Annotated in this window: 17 protein-coding genes and 1 other annotated feature; of the genes, 9 read left to right on the top strand and 8 right to left on the bottom strand. The window is 43.6% G+C overall.

What is annotated here, in order from left to right; translation table 11 throughout:
• The first annotated feature begins 164 nt into the window (after nucleotides 1–164).
• Nucleotides 165–1,310 (top strand): RNA-guided endonuclease TnpB family protein, encoded by a 1,146-nt coding sequence (locus CES82_RS08460; RefSeq protein WP_098825381.1) that lies wholly within the window; start codon nucleotides 165–167, stop codon nucleotides 1,308–1,310.
• Between the two features lie 282 nt (nucleotides 1,311–1,592).
• The gene (gene arsC / locus CES82_RS08455) at nucleotides 1,593–2,003 is read left to right on the top strand and encodes an arsenate reductase (thioredoxin) (protein ID WP_098825379.1); all 411 of its coding nucleotides are present in this window, start codon (nucleotides 1,593–1,595) and stop codon (nucleotides 2,001–2,003) included.
• Nucleotides 2,004–2,250: 247 nt separating this feature from the next.
• Here arsC and CES82_RS08450 read toward each other — a convergent pair whose 3' ends face one another.
• From CES82_RS08450 to asnA, 4 genes are all read right to left on the bottom strand, one after another.
• Entirely contained in the window at nucleotides 2,251–3,129 is an 879-nt protein-coding gene (locus CES82_RS08450; RefSeq protein ID WP_098825377.1) for a hypothetical protein, read from the bottom strand.
• Nucleotides 3,130–3,273: 144 nt separating this feature from the next.
• Nucleotides 3,274–4,287: an amidohydrolase family protein gene (locus CES82_RS08445; protein WP_098825375.1), complete on the bottom strand. Its 1,014-nt coding sequence runs from the start codon at nucleotides 4,285–4,287 to the stop codon at nucleotides 3,274–3,276.
• Nucleotides 4,288–4,390: 103 nt separating this feature from the next.
• Nucleotides 4,391–4,963 carry a TetR/AcrR family transcriptional regulator gene (locus CES82_RS08440; protein WP_098825374.1) on the bottom strand — a complete coding sequence of 191 codons (573 nt, stop codon included), beginning with the start codon at nucleotides 4,961–4,963 and terminating at the stop codon, nucleotides 4,391–4,393.
• Nucleotides 4,964–5,218: 255 nt separating this feature from the next.
• Nucleotides 5,219–6,226, bottom strand: a complete 1,008-nt coding sequence (asnA, locus tag CES82_RS08435; RefSeq protein WP_098825372.1) for an aspartate--ammonia ligase — start codon at nucleotides 6,224–6,226, stop codon at nucleotides 5,219–5,221.
• A 57-nt stretch (nucleotides 6,227–6,283) separates the two neighbouring features.
• Nucleotides 6,284–6,530 (bottom strand) — a binding site (T-box leader).
• A 249-nt stretch (nucleotides 6,531–6,779) separates the two neighbouring features.
• On the opposite strand from asnA, the gene CES82_RS08430 reads away from it, so the two are divergent.
• The 4 genes from CES82_RS08430 (at nucleotide 6,780) to CES82_RS08415 (ending at nucleotide 11,155) form a co-directional block, all read left to right on the top strand.
• Complete coding sequence (locus tag CES82_RS08430) at nucleotides 6,780–7,610, top strand: SDR family NAD(P)-dependent oxidoreductase (protein ID WP_098825370.1); 831 nt, start codon at nucleotides 6,780–6,782, stop codon at nucleotides 7,608–7,610.
• 208 nt (nucleotides 7,611–7,818) lie between these two features.
• Nucleotides 7,819–8,889, top strand: coding sequence for a 2,3-butanediol dehydrogenase (locus CES82_RS08425; RefSeq protein WP_098825369.1), 1,071 nt, complete (start codon nucleotides 7,819–7,821; stop codon nucleotides 8,887–8,889).
• Nucleotides 8,890–9,146: 257 nt separating this feature from the next.
• The gene (locus tag CES82_RS08420; protein WP_180245706.1) at nucleotides 9,147–9,998 is read left to right on the top strand and encodes a DUF3737 family protein; all 852 of its coding nucleotides are present in this window, start codon (nucleotides 9,147–9,149) and stop codon (nucleotides 9,996–9,998) included.
• Nucleotides 9,995–11,155 carry a MalY/PatB family protein gene (locus CES82_RS08415; protein ID WP_098825365.1) on the top strand — a complete coding sequence of 387 codons (1,161 nt, stop codon included), beginning with the start codon at nucleotides 9,995–9,997 and terminating at the stop codon, nucleotides 11,153–11,155. Before CES82_RS08420 ends, CES82_RS08415 begins: the two co-directional genes overlap by 4 nt.
• Before the next feature lie 205 nt (nucleotides 11,156–11,360).
• On the opposite strand, the gene CES82_RS08410 is transcribed toward CES82_RS08415, so the two are convergent.
• Both CES82_RS08410 and CES82_RS08405 read right to left on the bottom strand, forming a co-directional pair.
• On the bottom strand, nucleotides 11,361–11,756 hold the full coding sequence (locus CES82_RS08410; RefSeq protein WP_098825363.1) for an iron-sulfur cluster biosynthesis family protein: 396 nt from the start codon (nucleotides 11,754–11,756) through the stop codon (nucleotides 11,361–11,363).
• Between the two features lie 86 nt (nucleotides 11,757–11,842).
• Complete coding sequence (locus CES82_RS08405; RefSeq protein ID WP_180245705.1) at nucleotides 11,843–12,670, bottom strand: undecaprenyl-diphosphate phosphatase; 828 nt, start codon at nucleotides 12,668–12,670, stop codon at nucleotides 11,843–11,845.
• A 304-nt stretch (nucleotides 12,671–12,974) separates the two neighbouring features.
• On the opposite strand from CES82_RS08405, the gene CES82_RS08400 reads away from it, so the two are divergent.
• Nucleotides 12,975–13,526: a TetR/AcrR family transcriptional regulator gene (locus tag CES82_RS08400; protein WP_098825359.1), complete on the top strand. Its 552-nt coding sequence runs from the start codon at nucleotides 12,975–12,977 to the stop codon at nucleotides 13,524–13,526.
• Nucleotides 13,527–13,618: 92 nt separating this feature from the next.
• Here the strand turns inward: CES82_RS08400 and abc-f are convergent, their stop codons facing one another.
• Together abc-f and CES82_RS08390 are read right to left on the bottom strand one after the other, a co-directional pair.
• Nucleotides 13,619–15,109, bottom strand: a complete 1,491-nt coding sequence (abc-f, locus tag CES82_RS08395) for a ribosomal protection-like ABC-F family protein (protein ID WP_098825357.1) — start codon at nucleotides 15,107–15,109, stop codon at nucleotides 13,619–13,621.
• 299 nt (nucleotides 15,110–15,408) lie between these two features.
• On the bottom strand, nucleotides 15,409–17,931 hold the full coding sequence (locus CES82_RS08390) for an AAA family ATPase (RefSeq protein WP_098825356.1): 2,523 nt from the start codon (nucleotides 17,929–17,931) through the stop codon (nucleotides 15,409–15,411).
• 214 nt (nucleotides 17,932–18,145) lie between these two features.
• Here CES82_RS08390 and CES82_RS08385 point away from each other — a divergent pair, with 214 nt between their 5' ends.
• Together CES82_RS08385 and CES82_RS08380 are read left to right on the top strand one after the other, a co-directional pair.
• Nucleotides 18,146–18,400 (top strand): GlsB/YeaQ/YmgE family stress response membrane protein, encoded by a 255-nt coding sequence (locus CES82_RS08385; protein ID WP_098825354.1) that lies wholly within the window; start codon nucleotides 18,146–18,148, stop codon nucleotides 18,398–18,400.
• 17 nt (nucleotides 18,401–18,417) lie between these two features.
• Nucleotides 18,418–18,558 (top strand): hypothetical protein, encoded by a 141-nt coding sequence (locus tag CES82_RS08380; RefSeq protein WP_098825352.1) that lies wholly within the window; start codon nucleotides 18,418–18,420, stop codon nucleotides 18,556–18,558.
• Nucleotides 18,559–18,621 lie beyond the last annotated feature (63 nt).

The following is an 18,621-nucleotide window of genomic DNA, read 5'->3' as shown; positions in this document are numbered from 1 at the left end:
TGAAAGAAGGCTGAGTGCTTTTTTGAATTTGGGCAAGGAAATACGTTCTTTTAAGGACGTGTTTCCTTGCCTTTTTCCGACATTGTTTGTTGGCAACCGGTTGGGAATATCGTATAATGAGAACATACGTTTGTTAATGATAAAATCAAAGGATGTTATCGCTTATGACGCTAAAAGCCATTAAAACCCGCATCTATCCCACTGCACAACAGCAGGAAAAAATCACGGCCAACTTCGGTTACTGCCGGTTTGTTTGGAATCAGTTGCTTGATATGCAGAAGCAGCGCCATGCCAACGGGGGCAGTTACGTTAATGAGTTTGGCATGAACTACCTCATTAAGTGTTTGAAACAGGAATATCCGTTTCTTAAAGCGGCAGAATCAACTTCATTGTTACATGTGAGTCGTGATTTACACCACGCCTATCAAAAACTGTTCAAAGAACATCAAGGCTTTCCGAGGTTCAAGTCCCGTAAGTTTCCCAAGCAAAGCTATCAATGTAACGCGGTTAACCACAATATCAAACTGGTTGATCAGCATTATCTTAAGTTACCTAAGTTGGGATGTCTAAGGTTTAAAGCTGGCCGACAACCGGTTGGTCAAATTAAGAATGTGACGATTCGACTCTCCGCTACCGGTAAGTTCTACGCCATTATCTTGGTTGATACTGATATTGAGCCGTTAAAACGCACTGGTAAGGCCATCGGTATTGATGTGGGTGTTGCGAATCTCATGATTACTTCGGATGGTATTAAGTATCCCACTATCCGATTTGATAAACGGCTCAGTAAAAAGAAGCATTACTGGGAAAAACGTTTGGCTCGGCGCAGACGTCAAGCCGAAAAAGAGATTGCCTGGGATAAGCACAATCAGGTACCCGAACCCAGAGAGCTGGCTGATTTTAAAAACTACCAGAAGGCTAAACAGATGGTAGCTAAATATCATGAAAAGATTGCCAATCAACGCGATAACTATTTGCATAACATCACTAAAGAACTGGTTGAACAATATGACGTGATTAAGATTGAAGATTTGAAAGCCAAAAATCTGATGAAAAATCACAAGCTATCTAAGGCGATTGCCAACCAGTCATGGCGAGAATTACGATTAATGCTGGAATATAAATGTGCCTGGTATGGAAAGCAGCTGTTCATTGTCAACCCACGGAAAACTTCCCAGCTCTGTTCTGTCTGTGGCTATGATGATGGCAAGCACACCTTAGACATTCGCCAGTGGACGTGTCCCAACTGCGGGATTAACCATGATCGCGATATCAATGCCGCAATGAATATTCTAAAAGCAACAGCATAATAAAAGACCAACTGGGCTGGAACAGCCCTTAGTCAATAGCCGTAACCTCTGTGTACCATTCTTTGAATGATACGTAAGTCAGCGGTGTTCCTAGAAGCTCGTTACTTTAGTGACGAGTAGTTCACTGCTGATAACCGTGCAGTATTAAAAGAGATGGTTGTTGATCAGGATATCGACACTTTGAGCGATTTAATTCGTCATTATCAGTCTAAGAATAGTGACTAGTACTTACCTGACATCCTCGGTATAATTTATAGTGAGACAAAATAGTGGGGTGGAATGATGAAGCAAGTTTACTTTCTTTGTACCGGCAATTCCTGTCGCAGTCAGATGGCGGAGGGATTTGCGCGAACATTGCTTGATTCAAAATGGCAAGTTCAGAGTGCGGGTGTTGAAACGCACGGACTAAATCCAATGGCGGTTCAAGTAATGGGTGAAGTCGGCATCGATATTTCACAGCAATATTCCAAACTCATTGACCGTGATTATTTGAATACTTGTGATGTGGTTGTTACACTTTGCGGTGATGCGCGCGATCGTTGTCCAGTCACGCCAGCGAGTGTTCAACGCGTTCATTGGCCGTTACCGGATCCAGCGCAAGCTACTGGCACTGATGATGATAAGCTGCGCGCCTTTCGTGAGGTGCGGGATGAGATTCGACAAGGCATTGAGGCTAGTGAATTATTCAAATAAGAAATAGCGAGAGTGTGACACAACTCGGTAGATTCCAGAATTTAACGCCAAAAAGCGTATTCCGTCGAACTTTGTCGGAATGCGCTTTTTGGCGTTAAATGGCCGGAATCTGAGTTGTGGCACAGGTTTAGACTAGATTAAAGTATTGAACAAAAGCAAACTTTAAACTGTCTTTAAGTCAAGAAACCAAATGAAATTTTTATCAATATAGACTTATGGCACAACCTTGCTATTTTAGATAAACCAATTATTCATCACCAGAACCGATGATGGTAAAGTAATTGCTGCCACCTACGGAATAGATACTGGCTATCGTTTTACCGCTTGAATAAGCTGAGTCACTATATTGGTAGGGCGTGTGCCGATTAACAATTGTCAGCCGGTACTGCTGGTTGCCAGATTGATGGACACGTTTGTCGTTGACGCCAGCTAAATGGTGAGCGTAGTACAGATGAACTGTATCGTTAGTTTTCTCAGAAAGAATGATTCGCTGTGAGTCATTAGGCTTAGATTGATAATGGCTCTCTAGTGTCCCGAGAAATGAAGGGTACTTCTTGGGGTCGTTGTGGTAAGTTTCAATGTAGCCGTCAGATGATATTTTAATGGCGTCGACGTTGCGGTTGAGGCTCTTGATGGCACCTACACCGCCAGAATATAAGGTACCGCTCCCGTAAGGCAGCCCATAAGCAGGACGAACAATTTGTTGTACTTTTTTAGCAGGTAATTTAAACGAAACCGCTCCGAAACCATAGACTTTTGAATTAACCAAATGTGATTTTAAATGATAGCTGATGTTAGGTGTCATATAGCCGGAAGTGTAAGCAACGTTTTTAGATGCCACTTGCTGATGGTAACGCTGTGCACCGATGATGGTACCCTTTGGCAGTTCCAAGTGTTTTCTCACCGCATTAGAATTCGTGGTGGATGAATAGGTAACGGTCACATTAGTAGCACTTTTTAGCCGGTACCAGTTAGTCGCAAAACCACCGTCATTATCACCGTATGTATCTGGGTTGACCACCGTTCGATGCGGATGACTGATCGTCTTTCCTTGCACGCATTGGCTAGTACCAAAGACGCCAAGCGCTGTAATTGCAAGTATAATGGTTGCTTTGGATATGGACATATATTTCACCTCCTTGGGTTAATTATATCATGTGAAATCTTTGATAATTTTACACTTTGCGAACAGTTATTGATAGTCATAGCCTAAAAAACGCCTAGTACCAGTTTTTGGGCTGATGCCAGACGCTCTTTAATTCATCTTTTTTTAGTTTAAATGAAGCATTTTAGCAGCATTACCATACGCAATCTTGTCTTGGTCTTCCTGACTTAAGCCAGACTCAGTTAAGAATTTAGCAGCACCTTCTGGATGATTGTATGGATAATCCAGTGAATACATCAAATGATCAGCACCAACTTCAGTCATATCCAACTGTAATTGAGCTGGGAAGAACATGCCGCTTGGCGTGATGTAGAAGTTATTTCGGTAAGTTTCACTGATGCTACGGTCAAGGTTAACGGTTAGACCAATAGTTTGATCCATGCGTTCCAAGAAGTTAGGCACCATTTCGCCCCAGTGGCCAGTGATAATTTTTAGCTTTGGGTGGCGATCAAAGACACCCGCTAGAATCAAACGAACCATTTGAACACCCAGGTCTTCATGCCAGCCCCAGCCAGCGCCCGCAAAGGTAAAGGCCGTTAATTCTGACCAGCCCTTGCCTTCATAATAGTGTTCGCTGATTGATTGCGGAATGAAAACGGGGTGGAAGTACAGTGGTACATCCAGTTCTTCGGCTTTGGCGAAGATGGGTTCGTACATTGGGTCATCAAAGAATTTGCCATCATAGTAACCATGGATCATGGCACCTTGTAGGCCTTTTTCTTTAACAGCACGTTCCAATTCGTTGGCCGCTGCTTCGGGGTCGCCCACTGGTAGGGCAGCCCAGCCACCGAAGCGGTCGGGGTTAGTACTGATAGCATCCGCTAAGTCATCATTAGCCATTTTACATAAATCAACGGCAACTTTAGGATCTAAGTTCTGTGGTGAATCATCACCGTAACCCATGACTTGCATTTGAATATCATTATCATCCATGAACTTTAGGCGCTTTTCGCCAACGCTGATGAGTTCGGTGTTATCTTTTTTTGTTTTGGCCATAAAGCGTTCAATACTGTGGTCGTCTGGATTCTTATGAGGATTGACGGGTGCAGGCATATAAGGCTTTGCTGCATCATTGACCCGTTGTGACTCCCAGTGTTCTTCAAGTGTAATAAATTTCATATTTAAGTGCCTCCCATAATTGAATGGTTCTTATTCTAGACGGAGAACATAAAAAACAACACCCCAGTTTGTTGTCAAAAGGAGGTGTTTTGTAACAGATAAATCATTCTTGGTGGAAAATGGTTTCCGGAGTGGGCATGAGCTTTTGATAAAGTTCTATTAGGGTAGCTTGGTCAAGGCCGGGTTGCTCAATCATCAACTGGGCAAAACTCATTACCATTCGGGCGTACAGTTCAATAGTAAAGGCATCCTCAGAGTTATTAGTCGTGTAAATGGCATTGACGCGTCGCATATCGTTGACGAGATACTGAGTCACATTCTGTTCTTCGTGTGCCCAAAATATCATTGCAAGGGAAGTTCGGTTTTCTTCCATTAAATTCACCATTAAGTGCGGAGCAAAGCGAGTTGAGTCATTCTTTTGGTCGGTTTGCTGCAAAAAGCTGTTAATGATCCAAGCCATGTTTAATCGGATGATTTCACCAAGGTTGGCGTAGTGACGATAAAAGGTTTGGCGGGCAATTTGAGCTGACTTGCAAAGGGCACTGACGGTTATGGTATTGAAGCTTTGTTTCGCTTCAAAAGCCTTGCGCAGAGCCGCAAATAAGCGATGCTGTGTTTCTTGAAGACGTTTATCTGGTGTGTGATAAGACGCTGCTTGAAGTTTGATTTGGCTCATAGGGAATGACCTCGATGATGACTAGTTTCTTCTATTATAGTCTAGTTTGAGTGTGAGAAGATATGGGTTGGTGGAACTGAAACGAAAGGACCAAAGTCGACATTAATTGCGACTTTGGTCCCTTTATTTTACGTAGCTTAAACGTGCTCCAGCAAGCAGAGAGCTGCACCTAAGCCAATTACGGTATAAATCCAAACCCGGGATTTTTACCGTAATCAGCTTAGACTCCGCTCTCTAACCGCTTACTTCCGCACTCTACAGTAAATGAATCCCCGCTTCTTCACACTTATCAATCATATCTTGTGGCCACAATGCTGCTTGGACTTCACCCACGTGAACTTTACCCAACAGCAACATGCACAAACGTGATTGACCAATCCCGCCACCAATCGTGTATGGGACTTCTTCGTTCAAGACCATCTTGTGATATGGCAAGCTTAAACGGTCTTCTGCGCCAGCAATCTTTAATTGCTTCTTCATGGATTCGGCATCAACCCGGATACCCATGCTGGAGATTTCAATCTTTTGATCCAATGGTTCGTACCAGAAGATGATATCGCCGTTTAATTCCCAGTCATCGTAGTCAGGTGCCCGACCATCATGCTTTTTGCCGCTCTTTAAAGCACCGCCGACCTTCATAATGAAGACACAGCGAAGTTCTTTAGCAATCAAATCTTCACGTTCCATAGGGGTCTTGTCTGGCCAACGGTCTTCCAATTCCTGCGTGGTGACGAAGTGAATTTCGTCAGGTAAGTGATAGACAGATTCTGGGAACTTATACCAAACTTCGTGTTCCATGTGCTTGATGACTTTGAAAATCTGACGGACAGTGCTCTTCAAAGTTTCCGCGTTACGTTCGTCTTTGCTGATGACCTTTTCCCAGTCCCATTGATCAACGTAAGCTGAGTGGAAGTTATCCAAATCTTCGTCTTTACGGATGGCGTTCATGTTGGTGTAAAGGCCTTCATGAAGCTTGAAACCGTAACGCTTCAAAGCAACTCGCTTCCACTTAGCCAATGAGTGGACGATTTCGATTTGTTCGTCGCCCATGTCCTTCATGGTAAATGAAACAGGTGTTTCAACACCGTTTAAGTTATCGTTTAAACCTGTCTTCTTTTCAACAAACATTGGGGTTGAAACCCGTGACAGGTTCAATTCTTTACGGAATTCATCCTGGAATGTTTCCCGAATGTAACGAATGGCGTCTTGTGTTTCGCGAACGCTTAATTTAGGTTCGTATGACTTTGGAATAATTAAATGCAAGGTACTCGCTCCTCTAAAATAGATTTGGAATAAAAAAAGAAGCCTTTTATCCCTTAATCAAGGGACGAAAGACTTCATTTCGCGGTACCACCCAAGTTGCCTATCCATAGATAAGCCACCTCAATACGCGTACTAACATACGCTCCGATGGTAACGTTTCGGTAACGGCGAAGCTTACTGCTAAGTGGTTCAGCCCGCAACTAAGAAAGTGTTATTCGGTAAAGCCGATTACTGATTGGGTTCACACCATTTCCCAACTCACTGACAGTTCGACTAGACTTACTTGTCTTTCCTACGTCTTTTAATCTCTAATCAGTATCTTACCATCTTTTCATAATTTGTAAACAGGCATTTTAATTTTTTTCGGAACGTTGGTGTATCAGCTTTAGCGCATAAGTAGAAGAAAGAATGTTTAAAAATAAATTAAAGGTTGGTAGAATTTAAGAATTTAGGGGAAATAATGTTGGCTTTATCGTTGCTTGTAATTAAGGTCGTTTCGGCTTAAAGTTGCCTTAACGATAAGTTGAATGACGTTTAAAAAGGGGACCTTAAAATGACAAAACGAGTGATTTTGATTACGGGTGCATCAAGCGGTATGGGTTACGCCTCAACGCAGTTATTTGCGAAACATGGCTGGGAGGTTTATGCTGGGGCTCGCCGAGTTGAGAAAATCCCTACAGGTGAAGGTATCCATCCACTTTACTTAGACGTGACTGATGCCGATTCACGGCTTCAATTTGTGAAGGAAGCCTTGGCTGATGGCTTGCGGGTAGATGTGCTATTAAACAACGCTGGGTATGGCGAATTTGGTCCACTGGAAGAAGTTGGCGTTGAGAAAGTTCACAAGCAGTTGGAAACCAATCTGGTTGGCGCGTCTGAACTGACTAAATTAGTTTTGCCACAAATGCGCCAGCAAGGTTTCGGTCGAATCGTCAATAACTCTTCCATCGGTGGCGATGTTTACTCACCGCTTGGTGGCTGGTACTACGTCACAAAGCGTGGGCTAAATGTCTGGTCTGACGTGCTGGATACTGAGATTCGCCAGTTTGGCTTACGCTCAGTGATTGTTGCACCTGGCGGGACGGAATCTTCCTGGTTAGATATCGCTATGAATAATGCGTTAAGTAATTTAAAGCCAGATTCACCCTACACACCGCTAACTGAAGGCACCAAAAAACTGTTGGGTGGTATGCTGAACACCTCTGAAGCAACTTCGGCTGATCTGGCAAAAGTCTTCTATCGGGCAGCTACGGAACGGCACCCAAAGCGTCGGTATTACTTTGGCTTAGCAGACCGAATGCTGTCACGACTCGCCCGAAATCATCCTGGAGTTTATCATGAAGGAATGAGTTTGATTGTGAGTCGGTTGACGCGGAATAAATAATAATGAACTTGGACCTCATAACTATTAATTAATAGTTATGAGGTTTTTATGATGCCTTAAGTCCAAAATAAAACACTATATAAAAAGCGTCATAATAGGAACGAAAGCGCTAACATTGTCTATTGTATTTCCGTAAATTTGCTTGTATGATTAAATTGTATAAAAGTTAAATAGTTGTTACTGTCAATTGTTCAAGGAGGCCACAGGCATGAAAGCAGTTCGGATTTATGGCGAGAAAGATATTCGCGTTGAAGATGTTGCGATTGCAGACCCAAAGGATGACGAAGTTCAAGTTAAGGTAGCATACTGTGGAATTTGCGGAAGTGATTTACACGCTTATTTGGAAGGCTGGGGGTTACCAACGGTGCCTCATCCGCTGACTGGTAAGACGGTGCCAATCACTTTAGGACATGAATTTTCTGGTGAAGTTGTCAAAGTTGGTCAAGACGTTTCGAATCTGCAAGTTGGCGATAAGGTCGCTATTGAGCCGTTAATTGCCTGTGGTAAGTGTGAAAACTGTCGTAAAGGGGACTACAATTTCTGTAATAATGCAGTTGGTCCTGATGGTTCAGGAAACTTCTTAGGTTTCTCACAAGATGGTGGTTTTGCTGAATTTGCTAATGTTCAGGGTGTTTTTGCACACAAACTGCCCAAAGGGATGGATACCAAATTAGGCGCTGTAGCTGAACCAACGGCAGTGGTGTATGAAGCCGTAAAACGCAGTCATCTTCAAGAAGGTCAAAACGTGGCTATCATGGGTGCCGGTCCCATTGGTTTATTGATGGCGTTATTAGCTAAAATTAGTGGCGCAAATAATATTTACATTGTGGACGTTTCTGAAGTCCGACTTAAGAAAGCGCACGAATTAGGCATTGAGAAGACGCTCAATCCTAATGAAGTTGACGTTAACGAGGCCATTCGTAAGGAATTACCTAACGGGGTCGATATTGCTTATGAATGTGCTGGGGCACAAGCTACCTTTGATACTGCTTTAAAAGTTACTAAACGAACGGGTACCCTGCAAGTGGTTGCCTTATTCGGCAATGATGTTTCAATGAACATGACGGATGACGTGATCATGCAAGGTATCAATATCGTTACCACTTTGTGCTACAACAACAGTTTCCCAGCAGTATTAGGCATTATTAATAATAATCAAGACGATTTCAGAAAGATTATCACTAAAGAAATTGGTTTGGATCAAGCCGTTGATGAAGGTATCAAGACTTTATCTGAAGATAAGTCACAAGTTAAGATTTTAGTTTCTCCAGATCTGTAATGGGGCACTAATATGTAAGTTAAAGAAATCAATTCATCGTGAATTGGTTTCTTTTTTAACCTCAATTTTAACCTCAAGATGTAATCGTAATAATGCCAAAGTAAAAAAATTTAATTTGCACTTGCCTTCGAGTCGCTTTAAGGTTGTATGATATAAAATATCACTATTTGAATATTCTCCAGTGACAAATGTTAGACAGTGTAAAGTATTAAAACTAAAATATATCTATAACGACATAAATTGAGAAGGTAACGATTGTGAAAGAAATTAATCAAGAAGTTTTTGAAGGCGAACGAGCGTTGTTTAAAGCTCACGACCTCAACATAAAAAACAGTACGTTTCAGAATGGTGAATCGCCATTAAAGCACAGCAAGCATTTAAATATTGAGCATAATATTTTCAAATGGAAGTATCCGCTATGGTATGCCGATGATATCAACGTTTCTCAAAGCACTTTGAAGGTGGAAGCTCACGCTGGTATCTGGTATACCAAAAATCTGAAAATGGATAACGTCATGATCGAAGCAACCAAAACGTTCCGGCATGTTAACCATGCAGAGTTATCTAATCTTACCATGAGCGATGCTGCCGAAACGCTGTGGTGGTGCAATGATGTTAAGCTGGATCACATTACAGCAACGGGTGATTATTTTGGTAAAAACTGTGAGAACGTTGTGGTTGATCATCTGAAGTTGAGTGGCAACTATGCGTTTGATGGCAGTAAGAACATCGAAGTTCATAACTCCACGTTTGAAACCCATGATGCTTTCTGGAATTGCGACAACGTAACGGTTTATGATTCTACGCTAGTGGGCGAATACTTGGCTTGGAATTCGAAACATATTCGCTTTGTGAACTGCTGGATTGAAAGCGACCAAGGACTTTGCTACGTGGATGATTTAACGTTGGAGAACTGTTCACTAGTGAATACCGATTTGGCATTCGAATATTGTACGGACGTCAATGCCGATGTGATCACCACGATTGATAGTGTGAAGAATCCAGTGAACGGCGTCATCAACGCACCCGCAATTGGTGAAGTGATCCTTGATGATCCGGACATCGATAAGTCAGCAATCAAAATTAACGTCAGGAGGAAAACGGCATGACGGATTTTTCAGAATTAATTGACCGGCGGCATACTAACTCAGTCAAGTGGGATGTTAAAGATAACGAGCTGCCGATGTGGGTAGCCGACATGGACTTCCAAACTTTGCCTGCAATTGTTGAAGCGATTCAGCAGAAAGCTCAAAACGGTATTTTTGGGTATGAAGAAGTGCCCCAAGCTTACTTTGATGCGGTTCAGAGCTGGTACGAAAGTGAACATAACTGGCGACCTGAGACGGATTGGATGATTTTTTCTACCGGAGTCGTTCCCACGATTTCCTCATCAGTCAGACGGTTGACCAATGTTGGGGACAACGTGTTGGTTCAAGCGCCAGTATATAATATCTTCTACAACTCAATTCTAAATAACGGTCGGCACGTGCTTTCTAGTGATTTGGTTTTGGATGATCAAGACACTTACCACATTGACTGGAGAGACTTAGAAGCCAAGATGGCTGAGCCGCTCACAACGTTGATGATTTTATGTAATCCGCATAACCCGGTTGGCATGATTTGGTCGGCGGATACTTTGGCGCGCATCGGCGAACTGGCTGCTAAGCATCATGTGGTTGTGCTCTCCGATGAAATTCACGGTGATATCACCGCACCGGACAAGGGTTATACGCCATTTGCATCAGTGAATAAAGTTAACGAACAGAACTGTGTCGTTGCGGTATCGCCAAGTAAGACTTTCAACGTGGCTGCACTGCACGCTGCAACGGTCATTGTGCCTAACGAAACGTTACGAGCAGTCGTTAACCGCGGACTCAACACGGATGAACTGGCCGAACCTAATTCATTCGCAATCCCGGCGACGATTGCAGCCTATACCAAGGGCCATCAATGGGTTCATGATCTGCGGGCTTACATCGAGGACAACAAACAGACCGTTGCTAAGTTTGTGGCAGAAAATGTTCCGAGTGTAAAGGTTGTGGCAGGCGACGCGACTTATCTGGTCTGGCTAGATACTAGCAAAGTTGGCATGCCTTCCGACAAGCTGGAACAGTTTATCCGCCAAGAAACCGGCCTGTTTCTTTCCGATGGTACGGTTTACGGCGGTGATGGCCGTGAATTTCTACGGATGAACGTGGCCTGCCCGAAGGAACGGCTGATGGACGGGTTGAACCGTTTGAAGCAAGGAATTGCAGCGGTTAAATAAATGGCTGTGACATTAGGTGATATTGATAAAAGTTTCAGCTGGTTTCTTGACTGACCAGCTAACGTTGGGGTACACGCTTCTTAAACGTGCTCAAACAAGCAGAGAGTTGCAAATAAGGCAGGGGTAACGGAAATCCTGGTTTTGGATTTCCGTTACCCCTGCCTTATTCTCCACTCTCTAAACGCCTGTTTTCACACTCTTTAAATTAACAATTGCCAATATTGGCAAAAATACCCTGCTTAAAAGCAGCTAAAATATCTTTTCCATCAGCAATCAGGACGTTGTTGTCCAGCAGCTGACCGTTATTGGTCAGGTTAATCATGTTTTTCTGATAATCGAGCTTTAAGCCCTGACCGAGAAAGTAGACGTCGTAATCAGAGGTGTAGAGTGATAAACCGGCGTTATTCTTGAGTTGCACGTTGTATTCATCATCAGGCTGATCTAAAACCACGATGGTGAACTTGGTGCCAATACTGCAGGCACCACCTTGAAGCGAATACTTGCCACCCGCATCATCGGTGATCAATAACAGCGTTTTGTCGGCGACGTGTTTTTGCTTCAACAAGTCAACGACTGCGGGTGTAACCGTAATTGTATTCATTTTAAGCACTTCCTTTTTAATAGCAGTGTACGCTGGTAGTAACACAAAATCAATTGTGCACAGTCTAATTTTGTCAGAATCAACCGCTAGCTTGTGAGTCCAAAGTACACCATTACGGCAATTCCCAGAATAATTCGGTACCAGCCAAAGGCCTTGAAGTCGTTATGCTGAATGTAGTTCAAGAGAAATTTAATGGCGAGATAGGCCACCACAAAGGACACGAACACGCCGGTAAAGAGCACCATTAATTGCATACCTGTAAAGGTGTTGCCGTGAACCAGGTATTTTGTCATTTTTAAAAGTGAAGCGCCAAACATGGTTGGAATAGCAAGAAAGAACGAGAATTCAGTTGCAACGTATCTAGAAGCGCCAATCATAATGGCACCAAGAATGGTTGCGCCTGAGCGAGAAGTTCCGGGGACTAGCGAAAGGACCTGAAAAAGGCCAATCAGAATAGCAAGTTTAATCGGGAGTTGGTTCAGGTTGGAAAAGGTGGCTGTTCGGTGACGATTAAAGTTTTCAATCAGGATAAATAAAATCCCGTAGATAATCAAAGTAGCCGAAATGACTTGCCAACTGGTTAAGTGGGCGTCCATCCAGTCGTTTAGTGGTAGACCGATAATGACAGAGGGTAAAACTGCCAGAATAACTTTCCCCCACAGCATCCATGTCTGCCGCTGTTCCAGTTTGCCTTTATTACGTGCCCACGGATTTAATTTATTGAAATATAGGAAAATTACTGCCATAATGGCACCGAATTGTATAACAACCATAAACATGTTAATAAACGCTGTTGGTTCCTTGAGCTTGACAAATTCATTCGCTAAATAGAGGTGACCCGTAGAACTTATTGGTAGAAATTCTGTGACTCCTTCAATGATTCCTAACATAATAGCTTTAATAATTTCAATCACGATGGTGAACATCCTCCGTTATGACTTTCTATTTAGACTAAGCGTACGGGATTGTTGTAAAGTAATTGCGTGAAATGTGTAAAAATTGTGTAAAAGATGCCATAAACTGTTTTTAACCTTGTTTATATTTTTTAATAAAAGGAACATAACTAATTTGATGTGCGTTTTGACGGCATATGGCGGTATATGTTCCAAGATAATGGTGATTTAAGGAGCATTTGCGTTTACAGCAGCACGTCGCTTGTTATAAAATTTACATAATAGAGCAAGAGTATATTTTTTACCTACCCAAGGGGGGTTCAATATGGTCTCATATGCACGCTTGCGTACGCGTAATCAAATTACGATGGCAATGCTGACCTTATTAAAAACTCACCGGATTGAAAACATTGAAGTTACTCAGATTTGCGAAGCAGCATTTATCAAGCGCAGTACTTTTTATCGGTATTTTCATGATAAAATTGACTTGTCTGAAGCCGTTCTTGATAAGTTATTAGAAAACTGGCAGAATGACGGTCAAGAAGAACATACGGCAGCCGAAATTGCTGACTTTTTCATGGATAATTATGATGTGTTATCTCATTTGAGAGTCGATCCGAACAGTCGCCACTATGCAGAAACTCAGCGGATTTTGCAGAATTGGCTGATGACCCATATCACGGCGGAAACCGAGTCTGCGCCGGCGGTCATTTACAAAATTAGAAGAGCCCACGATCCCATGCTGTTGAGTACGTTTTTACTTGAAGGCGTATTTGGCGTACTGGCACAGGCTAACTTGTCTAATCAGCGAGACCGCTTGCGAGTTAAGGCATTTCTAGTTGAAGTTGTTGAACGTATTGATCAGTCTAGTAGATGATTGGTCGTTGAATTGACGAGTTTTTCAATAATTGTTTAAGCAAAAAGAAACCTGACGAACAGTTAACAACTGAACGTCAGGTTTCTTTTTAGTTACAGCGTCACGACTTTGGTGCTGATTGCCTCAATGAAGTCGCGGTCGTGTTCTGTGACCAGCATCGTTGGTTGGACACTTTGAATAAGCTTGGTGAGCTGTTCTTGATTGAATATGTCTAGGTAATTTAAGGGTTCATCCCAGAGGTAAAGGCTGGTTGGGGTAGCTAAACTGGCTGCCAATTCAACCTTTTTTTGCTGACCCGCTGATAGTTGCTGAATCGGTGTTTTAAAAGCAGTTCGTGGCATACCCAGCTTTTTCAGATTGTTTAATAAATCTTGATAGCTTAGCTGCCGTTTTTCCGCAAAAGCATTTAGGGTACCTAGATTATCCGGATAATGTTGACGAACTAGACTGCGTGAGGCAGTTTCAGTGAGTTGAATTTCACCAGTAATATCGCCCTTGAACTGACCTAAAATAGCGGCAATCAATGATGATTTGCCACTGCCGTTAGGGCCAATTAGAGCCAGGCGGTCACCACGGTTTAATTCGAAGCTAACGGGTTTACTCAAAAGCGGATGGTCACCATAACTGAGTTGAACATTTCTTACCCAAAGCAACGTTTCGTGATGGTCCAGCTGGTAATTCATCGTTAACGAATCGATGAATTCTACATTTTTTAGCAGTGATTCCTTATCCGTAACGGCTTTATCCATGCGGTGTTCCAAATTCTTAGCTTTTTGCATCACTCGTGCAGAACGGGCACCGATAAAACCAGTGTCATAGACTGCGCCGCTGCCTTTTTGATGCGGATTACCGTATTTATCACCTTCGCGGGACTGGCTCCACTGGCGTTTATTGGCTGCGGTCTGTTTTAACCGGTCAATGTCGTGGCGCAACTTAGCTTGTTCAGCATATTCCGACTGGTCTTTTAGCTGCTTAGCGTGAGCGTAAGCCGAATAATTTCCCTGAGTCAAAACCAGCTGCTGTTTTTCAATTGTTAAGGTGTGATCCGTGGCCGCGTCTAAAAAGTGACGGTCGTGGGAAATGACGATGAAGCCTTGTGAAACGTGTTTTAAATAGCCAGCAATCTGGTCTCGTCCCCTGATATCCAAGTGATTAGTCGGTTCATCCAGCAACGGAAAACCGGTGTGACTGGCAAAGGTCGCTGCCAGCAAGACCTTGGTTTGTTCGCCACCGGAGAGACTTTCGTAGGGGCGGTAAAGCAGGTCGTCATCGGTGTGCATGAGGGAAAGCTCACGTTGGATTTCCCATAACTCACCGGTACTGGCTTCAGTAGCAACGACCCAAGCCTCTTGAGCCGCATCTTTGACTGGTTGCGGAAAATACAGCGGTGTCAGTGGCACGGTGATGGTGCCTTGACCCGTCAGTTTTCCGCGGATGAGGTTCAACAGGGTGGTTTTACCGCGCCCGTTTCTGCCGGTTAGTCCCAGCTTCCAGCTACTGTCAAAGTTTAAATTTTGGTTGGTGAATAGGTTAGCTTGCCCAGGATAGGCAAAGGTTAAATGAGTGATTTGAATTGTCGACATAGATGTCCTCCGGTTTCTTGGCGGGCACCGTGGCAGTTTTTGACATCAAAAAAGCACCTGAGAACAATTCTCCAGGTGCTTTGCGCAAAGTGATCATGCGTTTAGGCTCGCTAGAGAAGGTCTAGGTCAGTGCCAGAACTGCGCAGTATTCCCCTATATTGGGAATCACGGTGCTAGGTTCTAACGGTTGACTTAGATCTTCAATGGGCGAGGCCTCCTTTTTTGTTTGTGTTATTAAACTAACATGATTGGGTGGGTACTGTCAAATAGGGGAAAGCTACCGTTCCCCAAAAATAGTGTTAGTTCTCTGGTTTACCGAATTTCTGCCAATGCTTTGCCAAGTACTGTACAGTTAAGCTGTTAGGGGATTTGACCAACGTTAACGGTTCACCAGCAGCAACAATTTTCCCGCCTGCGGCACCACCACGAGGCCCCATATCGATGAGATAATCAGCGTTTAGCATCAAGTCAACATCGTGGGTGATGATGAGAATCGTAGCACCGTTGATGCGCAAACGGTCAATAATTTGCAGGAGCGTTTGAACGTCTAACGGATGCAAACCAATTGAGGGTTCATCAAAGACAAACAGAGTTCCTGCTTGTTTCTTTGTCAGGTGACTAACAAGTTTAAGCCGCTGTGCTTCACCACCAGATAAGGTTGGCGTACTTTCACCTAAGTGAAGGTAGGCCAGACCAACTTCTTTGAGTTGTTTAAGTTGGTGCTCGATCTTTGGCACATCTTTGAATACGGGGATTGCTTCTTCAACGGAGAGGTTTAGTAAATCCACGATGGAATAACCGTGCCACTTAATTTGCTGGATTTCGTCCTTATATCGCGTACCATGACAAACTGGGCAAACTTCTTCCATATCAGGCAGGTATTGAATATCCAGGGTGATGTTTCCAAGGCCACCGCAGTTGGGGCAAGCACCCTGCTTATTGTTGTAAGAAAAGTAAGCAATACCGTATCCCTTGGCTTTAGACTCGGGTAAATTAGCGAACATGTGTCGCAGGGCATTCATGATGTTGGTGTAGGTCGCTAACGTTGAGCGGGCGTTCTTACCCACTGGGCTGGCATCCACACTGACTACATCCTGCAAATCAGTGGTGAGTTCAGCTACTTGTTTTGGCAATTTTTGCTGCTTCTTACGGGCTTGGATAGCGGGTACCAGTGAATCAATAATCAGACTGGTCTTGCCAGCACCAGAAAAGCCGGTGATTGCCGTTACCTGGTTGTCTGGGAAAGTAGCATCAACGTGGTGTAAGTTGAAATGATCATTGATTTTAACACGGGTAGTCTGACCGGTAGGATTCTTAGCGACATGTTTAGTTTGTAGAATAGCGGGATGCCCGGAGATAAACGGACCAATCAGTGATTGGGGATTATTGACTAGTTGTTTTGGCGTTCCCTGTGCAATTACTTGGCCACCTTCATCGCCAGAACCAGGTCCAATTTCGATAACCCAGTCTGCAGCTGAGATGATATCAACTTCATGATCCACGACCACCAATGAGTTGCCTTGCGCAATTAGCTGCCGGAAAACGTTGATCAGCCCCTTAATATTATCCGGATGCAGGCCAATCGACGGTTCATCTAATACATAGAGCACGCCGGTGGTTTCAGTTCTCAGTGTTCGAGCCAGCTGAATCCGTTGCAGTTCACCCGTTGATAGCGTATTACCGCTACGAGAAAGACTGAGGTATTCTAGTCCCAGTTCTAGTAATGGGCGCAAATTATCATCTAATTCAGTAAAGAGAATTTTAGCCAGCGACGCCATATCATCGGGTAATGTCGCTTTAGTATCGTTCTCCCACTTTGCTAAATCATTAAGTTGCATATCAGCAACTTCAGCAATGTTTTTACCGCCAACTAACTGCTTCAAACGCTCCGGATTCAGGCGGGAACCATGGCAAGTCGGGCAGGTTGAAAAATGGTAAAACTGATTGATCCTCGCAATCGACCGTTCGCTGGTCACTGAGTCCAGCGAATCTTCAACCGCTGCATAAGCATTTTCGTACAGTGCGTTGTCCATGTGAAAGACTCGGCCAGTACCAGAGCTGATATTAACGGGATGAGTTTCCTTTTTACCATGGAGCACGATGTCTTTTTCTTTGTCCGTGAGATCTTTGTAAGGAACATCGGTGCGAACGCCCAAAGTAGCGACCACCTTTGGCATGAAGTTACGACCGGGCAGGTGCCATGAACCCACCACCCCTTGATCAATGGTCAGATTTTCGTCACCAATCAACTTGGATTCATCCAACTCCCGGACGACACCTAGACCGTGACAGGTGGGACAAGCACCAGTGGAATTAAAGGAGAAATCTTCAGCACCGTTAGCCATGAAGCGTACGCCACAGGTGGGACAGGTAATCATACCCATATCGTCGCCAGAAAGGTCCATCTTCTGAGCAATTTCAATGGTTGGTGGAATTCGGTGACCATTGGGGCAGACAACGGATCCTAACCGTGAAAAAATCAGCCGGATCACGTTGAAGGCCTCAGTGAGTGAGCCAACTGTAGACCGTTCTGAAGGAATATTCGGTCGTTGACGTAGTGCTAAAGCGGATGGAATGTGTTTTACTGACTGGACTTGGGACTTTTTGTTCTGCGCGATTCGCCGCCGGGTATAGGTTGAGAGCGCATCTAAGTACCGTCTAGAGCCCTCAGCGTAAAGGATGCCCATTGCCAGAGAACTTTTACCCGATCCAGAAGGGCCGGAAATAGCCACAAATTTATTTAGTGGAATGTCAACGTCGATATTTTTCAGATTATTGACGCTACCACCACGAACTTCAATATGATCAATTGGTTGAGTCACATGAGCACCTGACTTTCTGTTAATTGAATGATTCCATTCTAACTTAATTTCACTCTCGATTAAAATATCTGGCACAATTCAATTGGATATAAATTAGTGATAATAGTTAATATAAAAAAATCATTATCATATTTATGGTGTTTACCCGTTGAAATTTGCTATTCTGGGATTATAGAAAAATGATGGTTACTTCAGTCGATAAGGAGGAATTACTATGGGTTTATTATGGTCACTCATTGTTGGCGCTATTATTGGCGCAATTGCAGGAGCAATCACTAACCACGGTGCCGCCATGGGCTGGATCTCTAACATTGTTGCCGGGTTAATCGGTGCATGGTTAGGTCAGGCATTACTGGGTACCTGGGGTCCAAGCTTAGCAGGAATGGCGCTGATTCCTTCAATTATTGGCGCTGTTATCCTAGTCGTAATTGTTTCCGTAATCTTTGGAATGCGTAAAGATGACGCTTAAGAAAGGTGGCTGATATAATGGATGCCATACAATCAGTATTTAAATTCATGGTTGCCAGTACGTTGATCGTGGGTGGTGTTTTAGTCGGCGGTACAGTATTCGCGGCTAAAAAGGTTGATTCCATCGGTGATTTGGTGCAGAAGAAGCTGCATCGGTAAGGGCTGCTAGAAAACCGTACATGATGAGTGCGGTTTTTTATTTTGGAAAAATTCGGTGTTAGA

Origin of the sequence: Secundilactobacillus silagincola, assembly GCF_002583405.1 — a bacterium.
Lineage (GTDB): Bacteria > Bacillota > Bacilli > Lactobacillales > Lactobacillaceae > Secundilactobacillus > Secundilactobacillus silagincola.
Note: the sequence above shows the minus strand (reverse complement) of the source record. Positions and strands in the feature narration are given on the sequence as shown.

Coding starts and splice junctions, on each gene's coding strand:
- CES82_RS08450 (WP_098825377.1), bottom strand. CDS start 3,129: ATGTCCATATCCAAAGCAACCATTATACTTGCAATTACAGCGCTTGGC.
- abc-f (WP_098825357.1), bottom strand. CDS start 15,109: ATGTCGACAATTCAAATCACTCATTTAACCTTTGCCTATCCTGGGCAA.
- CES82_RS08400 (WP_098825359.1), top strand. CDS start 12,975: ATGGTCTCATATGCACGCTTGCGTACGCGTAATCAAATTACGATGGCA.
- arsC (WP_098825379.1), top strand. CDS start 1,593: ATGAAGCAAGTTTACTTTCTTTGTACCGGCAATTCCTGTCGCAGTCAG.
- CES82_RS08460 (WP_098825381.1), top strand. CDS start 165: ATGACGCTAAAAGCCATTAAAACCCGCATCTATCCCACTGCACAACAG.
- CES82_RS08380 (WP_098825352.1), top strand. CDS start 18,418: ATGGATGCCATACAATCAGTATTTAAATTCATGGTTGCCAGTACGTTG.
- CES82_RS08430 (WP_098825370.1), top strand. CDS start 6,780: ATGACAAAACGAGTGATTTTGATTACGGGTGCATCAAGCGGTATGGGT.
- CES82_RS08415 (WP_098825365.1), top strand. CDS start 9,995: ATGACGGATTTTTCAGAATTAATTGACCGGCGGCATACTAACTCAGTC.
- CES82_RS08385 (WP_098825354.1), top strand. CDS start 18,146: ATGGGTTTATTATGGTCACTCATTGTTGGCGCTATTATTGGCGCAATT.
- CES82_RS08445 (WP_098825375.1), bottom strand. CDS start 4,287: ATGAAATTTATTACACTTGAAGAACACTGGGAGTCACAACGGGTCAAT.
- CES82_RS08410 (WP_098825363.1), bottom strand. CDS start 11,756: ATGAATACAATTACGGTTACACCCGCAGTCGTTGACTTGTTGAAGCAA.
- CES82_RS08440 (WP_098825374.1), bottom strand. CDS start 4,963: ATGAGCCAAATCAAACTTCAAGCAGCGTCTTATCACACACCAGATAAA.
- CES82_RS08425 (WP_098825369.1), top strand. CDS start 7,819: ATGAAAGCAGTTCGGATTTATGGCGAGAAAGATATTCGCGTTGAAGAT.